This window comes from Paenibacillus sp. J22P143, from assembly GCF_059692035.1.
Genome location: NZ_JCAUAQ010000015.1, coordinates 1 through 13,952 on the forward strand (window position 1 = coordinate 1; position 13,952 = coordinate 13,952).

General features: G+C 45.6%; 15 protein-coding genes and 1 other annotated feature. Of the genes, 8 read left to right on the forward strand and 7 right to left on the reverse strand.

The annotated features are described in order from the left end of the window. The first annotated feature begins 50 nt into the window (after positions 1 to 50). On the forward strand, positions 51 to 464 hold the full coding sequence (locus tag AC58PQ_RS19100; RefSeq protein ID WP_497244254.1) for a type II toxin-antitoxin system PemK/MazF family toxin: 414 nt from the start codon (positions 51 to 53) through the stop codon (positions 462 to 464). 924 nt (positions 465 to 1,388) lie between these two features. Here AC58PQ_RS19100 and AC58PQ_RS19105 read toward each other — a convergent pair. From AC58PQ_RS19105 to AC58PQ_RS19115, 3 genes are read right to left on the reverse strand one after another with little or no spacing between them, the layout of a single operon-like run. Beyond that, positions 1,389 to 2,219 carry an ABC transporter ATP-binding protein gene (locus AC58PQ_RS19105; protein ID WP_497244256.1) on the reverse strand — a complete coding sequence of 277 codons (831 nt, stop codon included), beginning with the start codon at positions 2,217 to 2,219 and terminating at the stop codon, positions 1,389 to 1,391. Between the two features lie 33 nt (positions 2,220 to 2,252). Beyond that, positions 2,253 to 3,302, reverse strand: coding sequence for a FecCD family ABC transporter permease (locus AC58PQ_RS19110; protein WP_497244258.1), 1,050 nt, complete (start codon positions 3,300 to 3,302; stop codon positions 2,253 to 2,255). After that, positions 3,299 to 4,321 (reverse strand): FecCD family ABC transporter permease, encoded by a 1,023-nt coding sequence (locus AC58PQ_RS19115; RefSeq protein ID WP_497244260.1) that lies wholly within the window; start codon positions 4,319 to 4,321, stop codon positions 3,299 to 3,301. The genes AC58PQ_RS19110 and AC58PQ_RS19115 overlap by 4 nt, the downstream gene beginning before the upstream one ends. 188 nt (positions 4,322 to 4,509) lie before the next feature. On the opposite strand from AC58PQ_RS19115, the gene AC58PQ_RS19120 reads away from it, so the two are divergent. Continuing rightward, complete coding sequence (locus tag AC58PQ_RS19120) at positions 4,510 to 5,505, forward strand: ABC transporter substrate-binding protein (protein WP_497244262.1); 996 nt, start codon at positions 4,510 to 4,512, stop codon at positions 5,503 to 5,505. An 87-nt stretch (positions 5,506 to 5,592) separates the two neighbouring features. On the opposite strand, the gene AC58PQ_RS19125 is transcribed toward AC58PQ_RS19120, so the two are convergent. Further along, positions 5,593 to 5,829 carry an alpha/beta-type small acid-soluble spore protein gene (locus AC58PQ_RS19125; RefSeq protein WP_056613391.1) on the reverse strand — a complete coding sequence of 79 codons (237 nt, stop codon included), beginning with the start codon at positions 5,827 to 5,829 and terminating at the stop codon, positions 5,593 to 5,595. 155 nt (positions 5,830 to 5,984) lie between these two features. Here AC58PQ_RS19125 and AC58PQ_RS19130 point away from each other — a divergent pair, with 155 nt between their 5' ends. From AC58PQ_RS19130 to ilvD, 3 genes are all read left to right on the forward strand, one after another. Beyond that, positions 5,985 to 6,482 carry a hypothetical protein gene (locus tag AC58PQ_RS19130; RefSeq protein ID WP_497244264.1) on the forward strand — a complete coding sequence of 166 codons (498 nt, stop codon included), beginning with the start codon at positions 5,985 to 5,987 and terminating at the stop codon, positions 6,480 to 6,482. A 1-nt stretch (position 6,483) separates the two neighbouring features. Beyond that, positions 6,484 to 7,134 (forward strand): ribonuclease H, encoded by a 651-nt coding sequence (gene rnhA / locus AC58PQ_RS19135; protein ID WP_497244266.1) that lies wholly within the window; start codon positions 6,484 to 6,486, stop codon positions 7,132 to 7,134. A gap of 149 nt (positions 7,135 to 7,283) precedes the next feature. Continuing rightward, complete coding sequence (ilvD, locus tag AC58PQ_RS19140; protein WP_497244268.1) at positions 7,284 to 8,969, forward strand: dihydroxy-acid dehydratase; 1,686 nt, start codon at positions 7,284 to 7,286, stop codon at positions 8,967 to 8,969. Between the two features lie 214 nt (positions 8,970 to 9,183). On the opposite strand, the gene AC58PQ_RS19145 is transcribed toward ilvD, so the two are convergent. After that, positions 9,184 to 10,161, reverse strand: a complete 978-nt coding sequence (locus tag AC58PQ_RS19145) for a permease (protein ID WP_497244270.1) — start codon at positions 10,159 to 10,161, stop codon at positions 9,184 to 9,186. A gap of 226 nt (positions 10,162 to 10,387) precedes the next feature. Further along, positions 10,388 to 10,659, forward strand: a binding site (T-box leader). Between the two features lie 75 nt (positions 10,660 to 10,734). Here AC58PQ_RS19145 and trpS point away from each other — a divergent pair. Further along, a complete protein-coding gene (trpS, locus tag AC58PQ_RS19150) occupies positions 10,735 to 11,718 on the forward strand; it encodes a tryptophan--tRNA ligase (protein ID WP_497244272.1) in 984 nt (327 codons plus the stop codon). Between the two features lie 61 nt (positions 11,719 to 11,779). Here trpS and AC58PQ_RS19155 read toward each other — a convergent pair whose 3' ends face one another. After that, positions 11,780 to 11,965 (reverse strand): DUF5325 family protein, encoded by a 186-nt coding sequence (locus AC58PQ_RS19155; RefSeq protein ID WP_477590378.1) that lies wholly within the window; start codon positions 11,963 to 11,965, stop codon positions 11,780 to 11,782. Positions 11,966 to 12,134: 169 nt separating this feature from the next. Here AC58PQ_RS19155 and AC58PQ_RS19160 point away from each other — a divergent pair, with 169 nt between their 5' ends. Further along, a complete protein-coding gene (locus AC58PQ_RS19160) occupies positions 12,135 to 12,365 on the forward strand; it encodes an alpha/beta-type small acid-soluble spore protein (protein ID WP_497244274.1) in 231 nt (76 codons plus the stop codon). 150 nt (positions 12,366 to 12,515) lie between these two features. Here the strand turns inward: AC58PQ_RS19160 and AC58PQ_RS19165 are convergent, their stop codons facing one another. Next, the gene (locus AC58PQ_RS19165; RefSeq protein WP_497244276.1) at positions 12,516 to 13,499 is read right to left on the reverse strand and encodes a metal-dependent hydrolase; all 984 of its coding nucleotides are present in this window, start codon (positions 13,497 to 13,499) and stop codon (positions 12,516 to 12,518) included. A 125-nt stretch (positions 13,500 to 13,624) separates the two neighbouring features. On the opposite strand from AC58PQ_RS19165, the gene AC58PQ_RS19170 reads away from it, so the two are divergent. Further along, positions 13,625 to 13,921, forward strand: a complete 297-nt coding sequence (locus AC58PQ_RS19170; protein ID WP_497244278.1) for a hypothetical protein — start codon at positions 13,625 to 13,627, stop codon at positions 13,919 to 13,921. Positions 13,922 to 13,952: the final 31 nt, after the last annotated feature.

The following is a 13,952-nucleotide window of genomic DNA, read 5'->3' on the forward strand; positions in this document are numbered from 1 at the left end:
TTGCACGCACAGTTTAATCTACGGAGCTCAGAATGGGCATCGCATCATAGATGATCACATGGTCAAACGCGTCATCCAGGGAGAATGTTCTTGATTCTCCCTTTTTTCAAATCACCGACTGGACAGCTTGTCCGTCAGGGTTAGGACAACTTACGCCGTCAATTGGCGGACAGTATGGTTTAGCAGTAACACTAGTCGAAAACTACTATATGGGAGAGCGATATGAAGTGTCAATTCGATTGTCTAGACTTGAACAGTATTTAGATTGGTTTAAAAAGAAAACATACTTAGATAAAATCTCTATTCAGAGTAGAACAAGGGTTGTTCGCAGAGGAGAAGTGTATTACTGTTATCTTGGCAGAGGAATAGGCAGTGAAGAAGAGAAATATAGACCCTGTTTAATTCTTCAGAATGACGATGGAAACAATCGTTCCGCCAACACAATAGTTGCTAATGTGTTTTAATAAAGTTATAAATGTATCCTGTCTGTTGACGGGATTGCCTGTTTAATTCAAATATGAGAAATCCGTTGATTTCTCCGTCGATTTAGACATCACATTATTGTGGGGTCTTTTTCATTTTAACAATCCAAAGTCACTCCAAACGGAGTGGCTTTTTTTGTTTTAATTGTTGCTGTATAATAAAGCCCAATAGTACATGTAAGCTGCAAAGGGTGAATTTATGAAATTACATCCAAACAGAAGTGGTTTAGCTCTGGCAGAGGCTAGAAAATTAGACACATTTTGTATTCACGTATTAAAACTGTAGGGATCGCACATAATATCTTACGACGGTGAAAACAGCGAGGTGTAGTGTCGCAGAGCATTCAAAGATAAAACACCAGGGAAGTTGTTTTTGAATCCATATTGAAGCGAGGCGATGTGCCGTGAGCTCATTAATGTAGTCATGTACTGCAATTAGTGTGATGAGGTAGAGACCGAGCCAAGTAAGGTTCAAGGCAAAAGTACCATCAATCTATTCACCGTCGAAGAGGAACCCCGAAAGGGGTTCTTTTTTATTCGGACAACTAGTTGAATAAATATTACATAAGCAAAGCAACTCGTACATAGTTTTGTAAAAATGAAGATGAAGGGGTGTTTGCCTTGCTCAAATGTTCAACAAAAGAAGGCTTGTTGTCTGTATGTCTTGAAATTATAAAGGCTATGGCTTGACCACAAAAAAGACCACGCAATGTGGTCAATTAGTGTGTTTTATCGTGAACGATATTACAGTTAAAATCTATAGAAAATGTGATTTCAAGCGCTCTCATGAAATAACGGGAACGATGTTACAGAACGAAAATAATTTGAGAGTAATTATAATATGGCTACATATGCAAGAACGATTTAGCACTCATACTCCTATTATTTTTATCAAAAGGACCCCGATCACAATTGTGATTGGGGTTCTTTTTGGAGCAAAATGCGACCCTTGCCATAAGGAATGCACATGGGAGTTCCAAAGATAGGATCTGTCGTCACCTGACAATCCATACCGAACACATCACGCAGCAATGGCCCATTGACGATGTCTTCAGGCTTTCCTTCTGCGTAAACGGAACCCTTCTTGATGCTGACAATATGATGCGCGTAGCGGCATGCTAGATTAATGTCGTGCAAAACCATGACGATTGTGCGCTGTTCTCTCTCGTTCAGCTCAAACAATAAGTCCAGCACCTCAATTTGATGGGTAAGATCGAGATAGGTGGTCGGTTCATCTAAGAGTAAAGTAGGCGTATCTTGAGCTAATGTCATCGCAATCCAAGCGCGCTGGCGCTGTCCCCCGGAGAGTGAGTCGACGGTGCGATCGGCAAATTCATGCATATCGGTAAGCTCGAGAGCGCTCATGACCTTGCTCTCATCCTCCGCGGACCATTGCTGCAGCCAGCTTTGATAAGGATAGCGTCCTTGTTTGACAAGCTGTCTGACGGTGAGCCCTTCGGGTGCAGTAGGTCCTTGGGGCAAGATCGCCATTCGTCTGGCGACCTCTTTGGTAGAGAGCTTAGCAATCTCATAGCTATCCAAAAGAATACTACCAGAGGCAGGCTTCATAAGTCGGGCAAGTGAGCGCAGCAAGGTGGATTTTCCACAGCCGTTACTGCCGATAAAAACGGTTATTTTACCCTTAGGGATCTGCAGATTTAAGCTTTGGAAAATCGTTGTATCTCCGTATGTCAATTGAAGCGATCGGGCTTCGAGTGCATGGTCTAAGTTTGTCATTAGCTCGTTCTCCTTTTTCGTAGACATGGGGGGTTATCCGCGACTTCTACTGCGATATAGGACGTAGATGAAGATAGGTGCGCCGATGGCTGCCGTGAACACGCCTGCTGGAATATCAAGTGGCTTGAATAGCGAACGTCCCGCTAAGTCTGCAAGAAGCAGAAGTAAAGAGCCAGTTAGTGCAGAGACCGGAATCAAAGAACCGAAGCTAGGACCGACCAGTCTGCGAGAAATGTGCGGAGCCATGAGCCCAATGAAGCCTATGGCTCCGCCAAAAGCGACTGCAGCACCCGACAGGGCGACACTTAGCATGATTAACAGAAAACGCTGACGCTGAACACGACTTCCAACACTTTGTGCAATATCCTCACCTAAGGATTGGATGGTAATATGCCGCGTATACAAGAAAATAACGGGTATTAGCACAGCAACCCAAGGCAGCAAGGGATAAACAGCCTTAGCCCAAGATACACCGTATATACTGCCAGTCATAAAAGTGAGTGATTGTTGAGCGAGTACGATAGGGCCAGTAAGCATCATGAGATACGATACTGCGCTCATCGCAGCTGTGAGCCCAGTCCCAATGAGGACGAGCCGCAACGGTGTAATGCCATTTTTCCAAGAAAAGATGTAAACCAACAAGGTTGCAAGGAACGCCCCTAGAATAGCGGCGACTGGCAGCCAATGAATGCTTAGTTTATCCGAGCAAAAGAAGAAAAAGGAAACAGCGCCAAGCGTTGCACCGCCTGTTGTGCCAATCGTGTCCGGTGATGTGAGCGGATTGCGCACGATTCCTTGTAAAATAGCCCCGGAGACGCCTAAAGCGGCGCCGATCAGGACAGCCATGATGACACGAGGCAAACGCAATGATCGAACGATCATTGTACTTGGGTCCGTCCCATAACCAAAAACAGCGCGTACGACATCATAAGGCTTAATCGTAATGCTGCCGATACCTGTACTCACAATCATCATAAGTATGACGGCCACGAGAAGGGCAAGTGTAATCAGGATGGATTTTGTACTAATTAAAAAAGAGTAGCTTTTACTTCGAATCGTAACATATCGCTTGGAAGCACTCATTTGAGGAGTCCCCCTTTGCGCGCAATGTAAATAAAGAAAGGAACGCCAAGAATAGCGGTCATAACGCCGACATGAACTTCTTTCGGCATAATAATGAAGCGTGCCCCAATATCTGCACTAACCAAGAGGATTCCGCCAAGCACTGCACAATAGGGAATAACCCAACGGTAGTCAATGCCCACAAGAAAACGGACAATATGAGGAATCATGAGACCTATAAATACAATAGGGCCAGCTACAGCGACTGATCCACCAGCAAGTATAACAATCATGAGTGCAGTAATTAGTTTAATGTATACGGTTTGCTGCCCTAGTCCTTTGGCAATATCGTCACCCATCGATAAGACGTTGATGTGTGGGGATAATAGGATTGCACCGAGCCATGCAAGCAGCATATAGGGATATACGGATTGCAGCATAGCCATGGTTCGTCCTTCAACAGAACCAACAAGCCAATACAGCACTTGTTCAAAGGCTTTGCCATTGCCAAGTAGAATGCCTTGTGTGAGCGAAGCGAAAAAGGCTGTCATCGCAGCACCTGCGAGTGTGATTTTCATTGGTGTTAAGCCGTCGCGGCCTAGTGATCCGAGCCCATAGACCAGTGATGCGCTGATAGCGGCACCGAGAAAAGCAATCCATGTAAAGTGCGTAAGACTGGACACATCGAAAAATCCAACAGCTACAACAATGGCAAAAGCTGCTCCAGAGTTAATTCCGAAAATGCTAGGCGAAGCGAGTGGATTTCGAGTCATCGCTTGCATTAATGCGCCTGCTATGGCCAAACTGCCGCCAACGAGTGCGGCAATCAAAGCTCTAGGTATACGTACAGTTTGAATGATAATCGACTCATTCGTAGGTTTATCAGAAGGATTAAAGGATGTCATGATTTGATCCCAAGAATAGGTATGGAGACCGAAGCGGACACTGCTTAGTATTAATGTAAGGAGAATACAGATGGCTGCTAATAATCCGATACTTTTATAAAAATGAGAGAGGCGTTCTGACGTTGATGTATGCATGATGGTTACCTGCTTCCTTCCTACCTTTCTTGCTTCATATATTTTAAAGTTAACCTTAGGCGAAGTCAACGAGTATGAGAATCATTATCAAAAAAAGGTTGACAATGAAGGCTCAATGCGAGTATTATGTGCTAGGTTATGAGAATCGTTATCACAATTAAAGACACCTAGGGGGAACATCATTGATTATGTTAAGTAAAAAACACCTTGCGTTTGGAAGAACGTGGGCTATTGTTGCATGTCTCGTTGTTTTTAGTATGATCGTAACGGCATGTGGAGCTAAATCAGAAACAAAGTCGGCTGCCTCTGCAGCGCCGCAAGAAACTGCGAAAGCAGAAGCCCCACGTACAATTAAACACGCTATGGGTGAAACCGTAGTACCTGCGAATCCCAAACGCGTTGTTATTTTGACGAATGAAGGAACAGAAGCTTTACTCGCACTTGGGGTTAAACCAGTTGGAGCTGTTGAATCTTTCTATGGCAACCCTTGGTATGACCATTTTAAAGCAGATATGCAAGGTGTTACTACGCTAGGTGTTGAGGGACAACCGAATTTGGAAGTCATCGCATCCCTAAAACCAGATTTAATTATTGGGAATAAGCTTCGTCAAGAAAAAATATATGAGCAATTAAAAGCTATTGCCCCGACCGTTTTCTCAGAGACGCTGCGCGGAGAATGGAAAAACAACTTCAGTCTGTATGCTGATGCATTGAATAAGAAAGCCGAAGGCGACAAAGTAATTGGAAGCTTCGATAACCGAATTGCAGATTTCAAATCCAAAGCAGGCGATAAGCTGAAGGAAAAAGTGGCAGTCATCCGATTTATGGGTGGCAAAACGAGATTCTATTACGACGACATGTTCTCAGGCGTTGTCTTCAAACAACTTGGTTTCGCTCGTTCGGATGCCAAAAGTAATGAGAAATCCTTCGAAGATATTACGAAAGAACGCTTGACTGAGCTGGATGCCGCGGATCGCGTATTCTACTTTACGTATGAAATCGGCGACGGTAAAGGGAATAAACAAGAGCAAGAATGGATGAATGATCCGCTTTGGAAAAATCTTAAAGTGGTGAAAGAAAATAAATTAGTCAAAGTAAATGATGCAACTTGGAATACAGGCGGCGGCGTTAGATCGGCCAACATCATGTTGGATGATTTGTACAAGATCTACGACATTAAATAGGTTGAGATGAAAAAAAAGGGCTTTCTCCGAGTATCTACCCGGATGAAGGCCCTTTTGTTGCTTAAGTATAGTGGAGCGAGATCGCGATTATCTGCTGAATTTATTGCTTGTACCAGCAAGTTGTTGCTCAGCAATTTGAACGAGACGACGAGTGATGCTGCCCCCGATAGATCCTGTGTCATAAGACGTCATATAACCGTAGTAGCCATCTTGAGGAATTTGGATGCCCAATTCTTGAGCAACTTCATACTTCAATTGGTCTAGGGCTGATGAAGCTTGAGGAACTACTAAGGAGTTACTGCTGCGAGATTGTCCTGTAGCCATCTGATATCACCTCCAGTAGTAGGTAGTATGAACAGTTTTGTTAATATTACTCATTTTTTTATTGGAAATTTAATCCTTTTATTATTGCGTAAAAGCAAGAACGTTTCGACTTTGTTATAATGGGAAAATGGAAGTCGGGAAAGTGGGGAGAGAGCATGTTTGAACTAGCGATTAAAGGCTGGTCCTTAGATAAAGATTTACAAATCATTCAAGCAGATGTTCATATGTCTGTGGAAGATAGTTTGATTATTGAAGAACCCCTATGCATTGATGTTGGTCTGCCTGCCTTATTATATAGTGCGCTGCACGACACAACTCCGAACCGCTTCGCCCCTGCTGATCAATGGGAACGAATGCCGTTCTTCGTTTGCGGCTGCGGAGACCCGGAATGTAGAGGCTTCTCCTTCGTTGTGCGTCATCTAGCGGAGGAACAGCTCGAGCTTTCTTCTGTTGAAGAGCGAACGAACGGTTCGTACCGCGAGCTAGAGAAGCATATCATTCCTAGCACAGAGTATCGCAAGCAACTAGTAGACATCGGTGAAACATATCTTCGATTCATCGCTGACTTGGATTACCGACCGTATTTTCAAGATACGGTGAAGGTCGTCGAAGAGCTGGTGGAGCAATTACAACTTAAAATACGGAGTGAATAATATGGCGTCATCAGTGAAATTTTATGTCGTTTGGGTAGGGCACAAGCCTGGTGTTTACCGTTCATGGGCGGAATGTCAGGCGCAGACGAACGGGTATCCGCAAGCGAAATTCAAGTCTTATGAATCCGAAGGTGAAGCGCGTCAAGCACTGGAGAGGGGCTGGCAGAAATCACTTAATTTTGCCGGTAAAGGCACTGGGGGTCCAGCTGTTAGCAAAAAAACAGCGACTCCTGAGTCAGCGCCTGAGGTGGATTATGATAGTATTTCCGTGGACGTCGGTTGCTCAGGAAACCCGGGGATCGTGGAATATAAAGGCGTGGACACGCGAACTGGTGAAATCATTTTCTACCAAGGACCGATCTCGAAGGGAACGAATAACCTTGGTGAATTTCTAGCCATTGTTCACGGACTTGCTTACCTGCAGAAAAAAGGCAGTAAACAAACCATTTATACCGATTCGGTCACAGCGCTGAGCTGGATTCGCAAGAAGGATGTATCTACGAATTTAGTTCGAGATGCGTCAACCGAAGAAATTTGGAGCTTGGTGGATCGTGCCTTGAAATGGCTGCATACGAATACATACGCCAATAAAATCGCCAAATGGGATACAAAAAAGTGGGGCGAAATTAAGGCGGATTTTGGCAGGAAGTAAGGGGATACATGTAAATAGATGAAAAGTATTAAAGTTGTTTTACTCGCACGTTGATGCGTTATCACACTAAAGGAAGAAATTTTGCGAGAAGTGTGGTATGATAGTTTCATTGTTTTCATTACTGAAATGTATTCTAGGAGGAATAAAGAATGGCACATCCAAAACAGCGTAGTGACATGATCAAAAAAGGCTTCGACCGCGCTCCACACCGTAGCTTGCTACGTGCAGCCGGCGTTAAAGAGGAAGATTTCGGCAAGCCGTTTATCGCGGTTTGTAACTCTTATATAGACATTATTCCTGGACATGTTCACTTGCAAGAATTCGGTAAGCTCGTGAAAGAAGCGATTCGCGAAGCAGGCGGTGTTCCTTTCGAGTTCAACACAATCGGGGTTGACGATGGTATTGCGATGGGTCATATCGGGATGCGTTATTCCTTGCCAAGCCGTGAGATTATTGCCGATTCCTTGGAGACGGTAGTTAACGCGCATTGGTTCGACGGTATGGTCTGTATTCCTAACTGTGATAAAATTACACCAGGTATGATCATGGGCGCTCTACGCGTTAACATCCCTACGATGTTAGTAAGCGGTGGACCGATGAAAGCTGGTAAAGATAAAAACGGTAAATCCATTTCCCTTTCTTCCGTATTTGAAGGCGTTGGTGCTTTCCAAGCGGGTAAATTGGATGAAGCGGGTCTGGAAGAGCTAGAGCAATACGGCTGTCCTACGTGTGGATCCTGTTCCGGTATGTTCACAGCGAACTCCATGAACTGTCTAGCTGAAGGTCTGGGACTAGCAATGCCAGGTAACGGTACGATTCTTGCTGTGGCAGATGAGCGTAAACAATTCGTTAAAGATTGTGCAAAGCAGCTGATGGTTCTTATTGAGAAGGACATCAAGCCGCGTGATATCGTTACGATTGATGCGATTGATAACGCATTTGCTTTGGATATGGCGATGGGTGGATCCACGAACACGGTTCTTCACACATTGGCGATCGCGGCAGAAGCGGGTATCGAGTATCCGATCGCTCGTATTAACGAAGTAGCAGAACGCGTTCCTCATCTTGCGAAAATCGCGCCAGCTTCCGATTACCATATCGAAGATGTGCATTTGGCTGGCGGAGTAAGTGCGGTAATCAATGAGTTGCTCAAAAAGCCAGGTGCTTTCAACGGAGATTGCTTATCCGTAACGGCACAAACACTTCGCGAGAACGTAGCTGGTCGTGAGATTCAGAACTTCGACGTTATTCGTCCGTTGACGAACCCGCACAGTGAGCGCGGCGGTCTAGCTGTTCTATTCGGTAACTTGGCTCCTGAAGGCAGTATCGTTAAAGTCGGTGCCGTTGATAAGTCCGTTGGTGGACGTCACGTTGGTCCAGCAATCTGTTTCGACTCTCAAGACGAAGCTTTGTATGGTATCGCCAATGGGAAAGTAAAAGAAGGACACGTTGTTGTCATTCGTTACGAAGGACCAAAGGGTGGACCTGGTATGCCAGAAATGTTGGCACCAACGTCCCAAATCGTAGGTATGGGTCTGGGCGCGAAAGTAGCCTTGATCACTGACGGACGTTTCTCCGGCGCATCCCGCGGGATCTCGCTTGGACATATGTCCCCAGAAGCTGCTGAGGGTGGACCGCTTGCTTTCGTACATGACGGCGACATCATCGACGTCGATATGGATGGACGCAAAATCGAATTGCAAATCAGCGATGAAGAGTTTGCGAAACGTCGTGAGACTTGGGCAGGATTCCAACAGAAGATTACGACTGGCTACTTGGCCCGTTATACCAAAATGGTAACGAACGCAAGTGCTGGCGCGATTTTGAAAATTTAATTTTTTACAAGATAAAAGCCCTATCCGACTTGTGTCGGGTAGGGCTTTTTGTACAACTATTGGATGCGAGACATGCTATGATCACTATCCCCTAAGCTCAGTTCAGCCTTCGTTGAACCGACAACCTGAGCGAAAGGGATAGTGGCATAGATTTAGCTGTCCCGATCCTTGATGAAGAGTTGAAATACATCGTACGAATCAAGAGTGCAGGGAATCAAGCCAGAAAAAAATGCATAAACAGAAGAGAGCCGCTCAAAACTGTTATCGCAACAACAATGGAAAGCGTCAAAACAAAACGGGCCTTGAAGATCGAAAGCATCATGAGGGTACTCTTCACGTCGATCATGGGGCCGAATACAAGGAAGGCGAGCAGGGAGCCAGGTGAAAATGATTTGGCAAAGGAGACAGCTACGAAGGCATCTGTGGTTGAGCATAGGGAGAGCAGGTAGGCGAAGCCCATCATGAACACATGAGAGATGAAGACGCCTTGACCGAGGTTGCTCAAGCTATCCTGCGCGACGAATGTCTGAATTAGCGCTGTCAGCAAAGCGCCTAGCATTAAGTATTTGCTCATCTCGAACAATTCAGAGGAGCCGTGGCTGACCATCGTCATGAGACGACTCTCCCCATGGGAATGGGTGTGACCATGATGGTCGTCATGATGATGATGTCCGTGGTCATGATGATGCACGTGAGCATGCTCGTGTTTGTGATCATGCTTGTGCTGATGTGTTTGGCTTGCTGCAGGCTCAATCGGGTGCCGCAAAGGATTGCTCTTGAGAAATCGGGTGAGCAGGAAGCCGATCACAAGCGCAACACCGAAGGTGAGCCCCATGCGTGAATAAGCCATCGCCGGGTTGCCGCGGAAAGCCATCCAAGTGGAGGCAAAGACGATCGGGTTAAGGATAGGCCCGACGAGGATGAAGATGACGGCGATGTAGACAGGCATCCCTTTGCGCATCAGGCGGCGCACGAAGGGGATCATGCCACATTCACAGAGGGGAAACATTATGCCCAGCACACAGGCAAACAACACGCCACCTAGAGGGTGTTTGGGGGTCATTCGCTGGATGACGCCCTCAGGAATGAAGTTTTCTACGATCGTAGATAGCAGAACGCCGAGAATCATGAACGGTAGGGCATCTAAGAAGATGTCCATAAAAGCCATGAACACATGACTGACTGGTTCCATGATCATCCCCGCCCCGGGGAGTAGTCTTGTTGTCACGATCAGAAACAAGAGAAACGCGCAAATCACCGTGGAGACGGGAAGGCTCCAGCGGTACAGAGTTGAGGACAATGCGTTGACACCCCTTTGCCGGAAGGATTGGTATGTAACTATCCTATGTACATGCTGGTCAATCTAGGACAATGTCCTTGATTGACATTGATCACTAAGGGTGTATAATAATAGAAAATCAATTGCGATGATAGGAACAAGTACGTTTGTCTCGCGTTTCTCAGAGAGCCGGTGGTTGGTGCGAACCGGTGAAACAAGCAAACCGAATGGATCCTTGAGCTTGAAGCTGAACACTGTGAAGATTTACCGGAACCTAGGCCGGAATAAGCCACACAGTTAATTATGCTAAACGGTAGCTCTCCGTTATCAGAGCCTGAAGGTTTACATGCACATAACTTTGGTTATGTTGGTAGACAAATTAGGGTGGTACCACGGTCTCTCGTCCCTTGCGGAGGGAGGCTTTTTTGTTGTCTTTTTTCGGTATATGAATCGCGTAAGTAACCAAATTTATAGGAGGTTTTTGAAATGAAACGAGTACTATCTGGTATGCAGTCCAGCGGTCAGCTGACAATTGGCAATTATATTGGCGCACTTCGTAATTTTGTGAAGCTGCAGGAGTTGTATCGCTGCTATTTCATGGTGGTTGATATGCATGCCATTACCGTACCGCAAGATCCAGCGGCGCTCCGGGAACAAACGGAGTCCATCGCTTCGCTTTATATCGCATCAGGGCTAGATCCAAATAAGGCATCAGTGTTCTTGCAATCTCATGTTCATGCGCATGCCGAGTTAGGCTGGATTATGACGACGCTGACGCATATGGGCGAGCTAGAGCGCATGACACAATTTAAAGATAAATCAGAGGGGAAAGAATCTGTTGGAGCAGGGTTGTTCACATATCCGTCGCTGATGGCTGCTGATATTTTGTTATACAACGCAGATCTAATTCCTGTTGGAGACGATCAGAAGCAGCATTTGGAGCTGACGCGTGATTTGGCTAACCGTTTTAATAACCGTTTCGGAGATATGTTTGTAATGCCACAGCCCTATACACCAGAGGTGGGCGCCAGAATTATGTCACTAGACGATGCTTCTAAGAAGATGAGCAAAAGCAGTCCGAATGCCGGAAGTTTCATCGCGATGCTGGATACGCCAGATGTGATTCGTAAGAAATTAAGTCGCGCGGTTACGGATTCAGGTCGTGAGGTGAAATATGATCCTCAGAACAAACCAGAGGTTAGTAATTTGATGTCGATCTACTCACACTTTGCAGAGATGAGTCTCGTGGAAATTGAAGCGAAATACGAAGGTCAAGGATATGGTCCATTCAAAAAAGATCTAGCCGAACACCTTGTGGCTGTATTAGAGCCGATTCAGCAACGTTATCATGAGATTCGTAGTTCAGGAGAAATCTTTGATATTTTGAAAAAAGGCGCTGACGAAGCTGCTGAAGTGGCTAATCAAACGCTGCTTGAGGTGAAGAAACGGATGGGCTTTATTGTTCGCTAAGCTCATCGTTTACAAACAAAAAAAGCTCAAATCCCTACATGCGGGGATTTGAGCTTTTTGTTCACTTGGAAGGCGTATTTTTCCGACGCATCTTGGCTTTCACTGCGAAGCCATATCCGATAAATCCTAACGAAACGATCGTGCAAGCGAGCACCATCCAAGGCTCTCGAAGGGCGATGAAAAGGGAGATACAAGCGAGCAGCAGCGTACCAACAACTGCGAATAGGAGAGCAAGTGGTTTACTCATACTGGTGACGACCTACTTTCTAGAAGATTGTTCAAGGTGTTATCCTAGCATCTTCTTATTTTAAACTTTTTTGAGCGCTGTGCATATAAATTCATTTCCTCCACATACTATCTTTGCAAGCTTGCAAATACATCAAAGATTATAGCTGACTGAAAGGAGTACGATCCTGATGGCACAATCTCGTAGCAGCAACACACTGGTAGTTCCGCAAGCCAATCAAGCTTTAGACCAATTGAAATATGAGGTAGCTCAGGAGTTGGGCATTCAAATTCCTCAAGATGGTTACTATGGAAACATGGCAACCCGTGACACTGGATCTATTGGTGGTGCCATTACTCGCCGGTTGGTACAAATCGCCGAGCAAACGCTCGCGGGGCAATCTGGATCTAGTTATCGCTAACTAGATAACTTGTCTCCGTACTAGCATACCCGAACTATGTAATAATAAAGCCCAGGAGCCTAAATAGCTCCTGGGCTTTTGGTGCGTGCGTCGTACGACGTGATACAAAAAAAAGACCCATGCAGTTTATGCGTAGGCCTCGACGACTTCTCAATACAGATCAACCTTCAGCTTCTTACCGAGCTTGGAATCATTTACCCAGCCGACGTAAGAATCGAGCGTTTGGAAATTGTGATCCATAAGGATCACGCCGACGAATGGAAATTGCTTGCGATGACGATAGCGCACGTCCGCCCATCTTACTTCATAACCCCAATGATGTTCTTTCACTTCGGCAGCGGTGAAGGAGGAGAAATAGAGTAACGCTTGAATGTCTTCGTTATGCTTGGAAATCTCGATGGCTGGGTGGTCGGAGCAGGTAACGGTGTCCAACCACTTCAGCTTGCCGTTCTTGAGCTCGCCTAACTGATACGTCCCATCGGTTCGCTCCTTCACAACATTCCAGACGTAGAGGTTGAATGTTACAATAAGTGTATAGTTATCGCCAGGCTGATAGGTGGCATCTTTCCGATACAGCCCTTTTTCGATAATGGCATGGTCGAGTGTTCGCCAAATGTAATATAGCGCGAGTAAGCCGTATAAGGTGGGGAAAATCAGCTGTGGCCTCGCTAGATCAAAGGACCACATGAAGATCGCCGCGATATGACTAGTGAATATAATGGGATCGAAGATGTGAATGATGTTCCACGATACCCACTTTTCTGAAAAGGGTCGAATGGCTTGCGTTCCGTAGGTATTGAAACAATCGGAAAAAACATGAACGCAAACGGCGATGCCGATCCACATGGCAAGATGCATGAAGGAAATACCGTGGAAGAATGGCGCGAGTGCCCCAGTTATCAACAGCGTCCATAAGGGAATGGCAGGTAAGGAATGTGAGCGACCGCGGTGATTGCGAATATACAGAGCATTTCCTTTGAAACGGAGGAGTCCATCAATATCAGGAATCTGAGACCCTACAACAGTTCCAATAAAAACAGCAGTCGTTGCTGCTGTATCTGCGGAAATACTCGGATCGATTTGCGATAGTCCTGCTAATCCTAAGCCAATGACGAGATGAGTACCTGTATCCAACTGGTTTTCCTCCTAAGTGTTTCTGTACAGATTTAGGTTTCTGTATCTGGGGTGACGGGTCGTAAGACATCTTGTTCTTAGTTTACCATTTTAGAGTAAAAAATAAATCAGAAGGAGATCTAAAAATGTCTAAAGTTTTTGTAGAGTATGCCATAAAACCAGAATATCGTGCTTTATTTCTCATCTATATGCAAGAACTTCAGCGGCGGGAAGGGCATTTGGAGCTATTGGAGGGAACGGATCAGGAGGGACTTTATGTAGAAATTTGGCATGAAGTTACCTATGAGGACTATCTGAGTATGAAGCAGGAACGCTTGGAACAGGGGCTGGGAGATGGCCAGCAGGGAGATTGGGAGCAGTGGATCCAAGGCGGTATCAAGAAGCTGCATATGTGGCACTTCTCGGCAACTAAGTTTGCCTAAACAAAAAACCGTTGCTCCCTAATCAGGGCAA

Coding starts and splice junctions, on each gene's coding strand:
- AC58PQ_RS19130 (WP_497244264.1), top strand. CDS start 5,985: ATGTTTGAACTAGCGATTAAAGGCTGGTCCTTAGATAAAGATTTACAA.
- AC58PQ_RS19145 (WP_497244270.1), bottom strand. CDS start 10,161: ATGGAACCAGTCAGTCATGTGTTCATGGCTTTTATGGACATCTTCTTA.
- AC58PQ_RS19160 (WP_497244274.1), top strand. CDS start 12,135: ATGGCACAATCTCGTAGCAGCAACACACTGGTAGTTCCGCAAGCCAAT.
- AC58PQ_RS19115 (WP_497244260.1), bottom strand. CDS start 4,321: ATGCATACATCAACGTCAGAACGCCTCTCTCATTTTTATAAAAGTATC.
- AC58PQ_RS19110 (WP_497244258.1), bottom strand. CDS start 3,302: ATGAGTGCTTCCAAGCGATATGTTACGATTCGAAGTAAAAGCTACTCT.
- AC58PQ_RS19125 (WP_056613391.1), bottom strand. CDS start 5,829: ATGGCTACAGGACAATCTCGCAGCAGTAACTCCTTAGTAGTTCCTCAA.
- rnhA (WP_497244266.1), top strand. CDS start 6,484: ATGGCGTCATCAGTGAAATTTTATGTCGTTTGGGTAGGGCACAAGCCT.
- AC58PQ_RS19155 (WP_477590378.1), bottom strand. CDS start 11,965: ATGAGTAAACCACTTGCTCTCCTATTCGCAGTTGTTGGTACGCTGCTG.
- AC58PQ_RS19100 (WP_497244254.1), top strand. CDS start 51: ATGATCACATGGTCAAACGCGTCATCCAGGGAGAATGTTCTTGATTCT.
- AC58PQ_RS19120 (WP_497244262.1), top strand. CDS start 4,510: ATGTTAAGTAAAAAACACCTTGCGTTTGGAAGAACGTGGGCTATTGTT.
- ilvD (WP_497244268.1), top strand. CDS start 7,284: ATGGCACATCCAAAACAGCGTAGTGACATGATCAAAAAAGGCTTCGAC.
- AC58PQ_RS19105 (WP_497244256.1), bottom strand. CDS start 2,219: ATGACAAACTTAGACCATGCACTCGAAGCCCGATCGCTTCAATTGACA.
- trpS (WP_497244272.1), top strand. CDS start 10,735: ATGAAACGAGTACTATCTGGTATGCAGTCCAGCGGTCAGCTGACAATT.
- AC58PQ_RS19170 (WP_497244278.1), top strand. CDS start 13,625: ATGTCTAAAGTTTTTGTAGAGTATGCCATAAAACCAGAATATCGTGCT.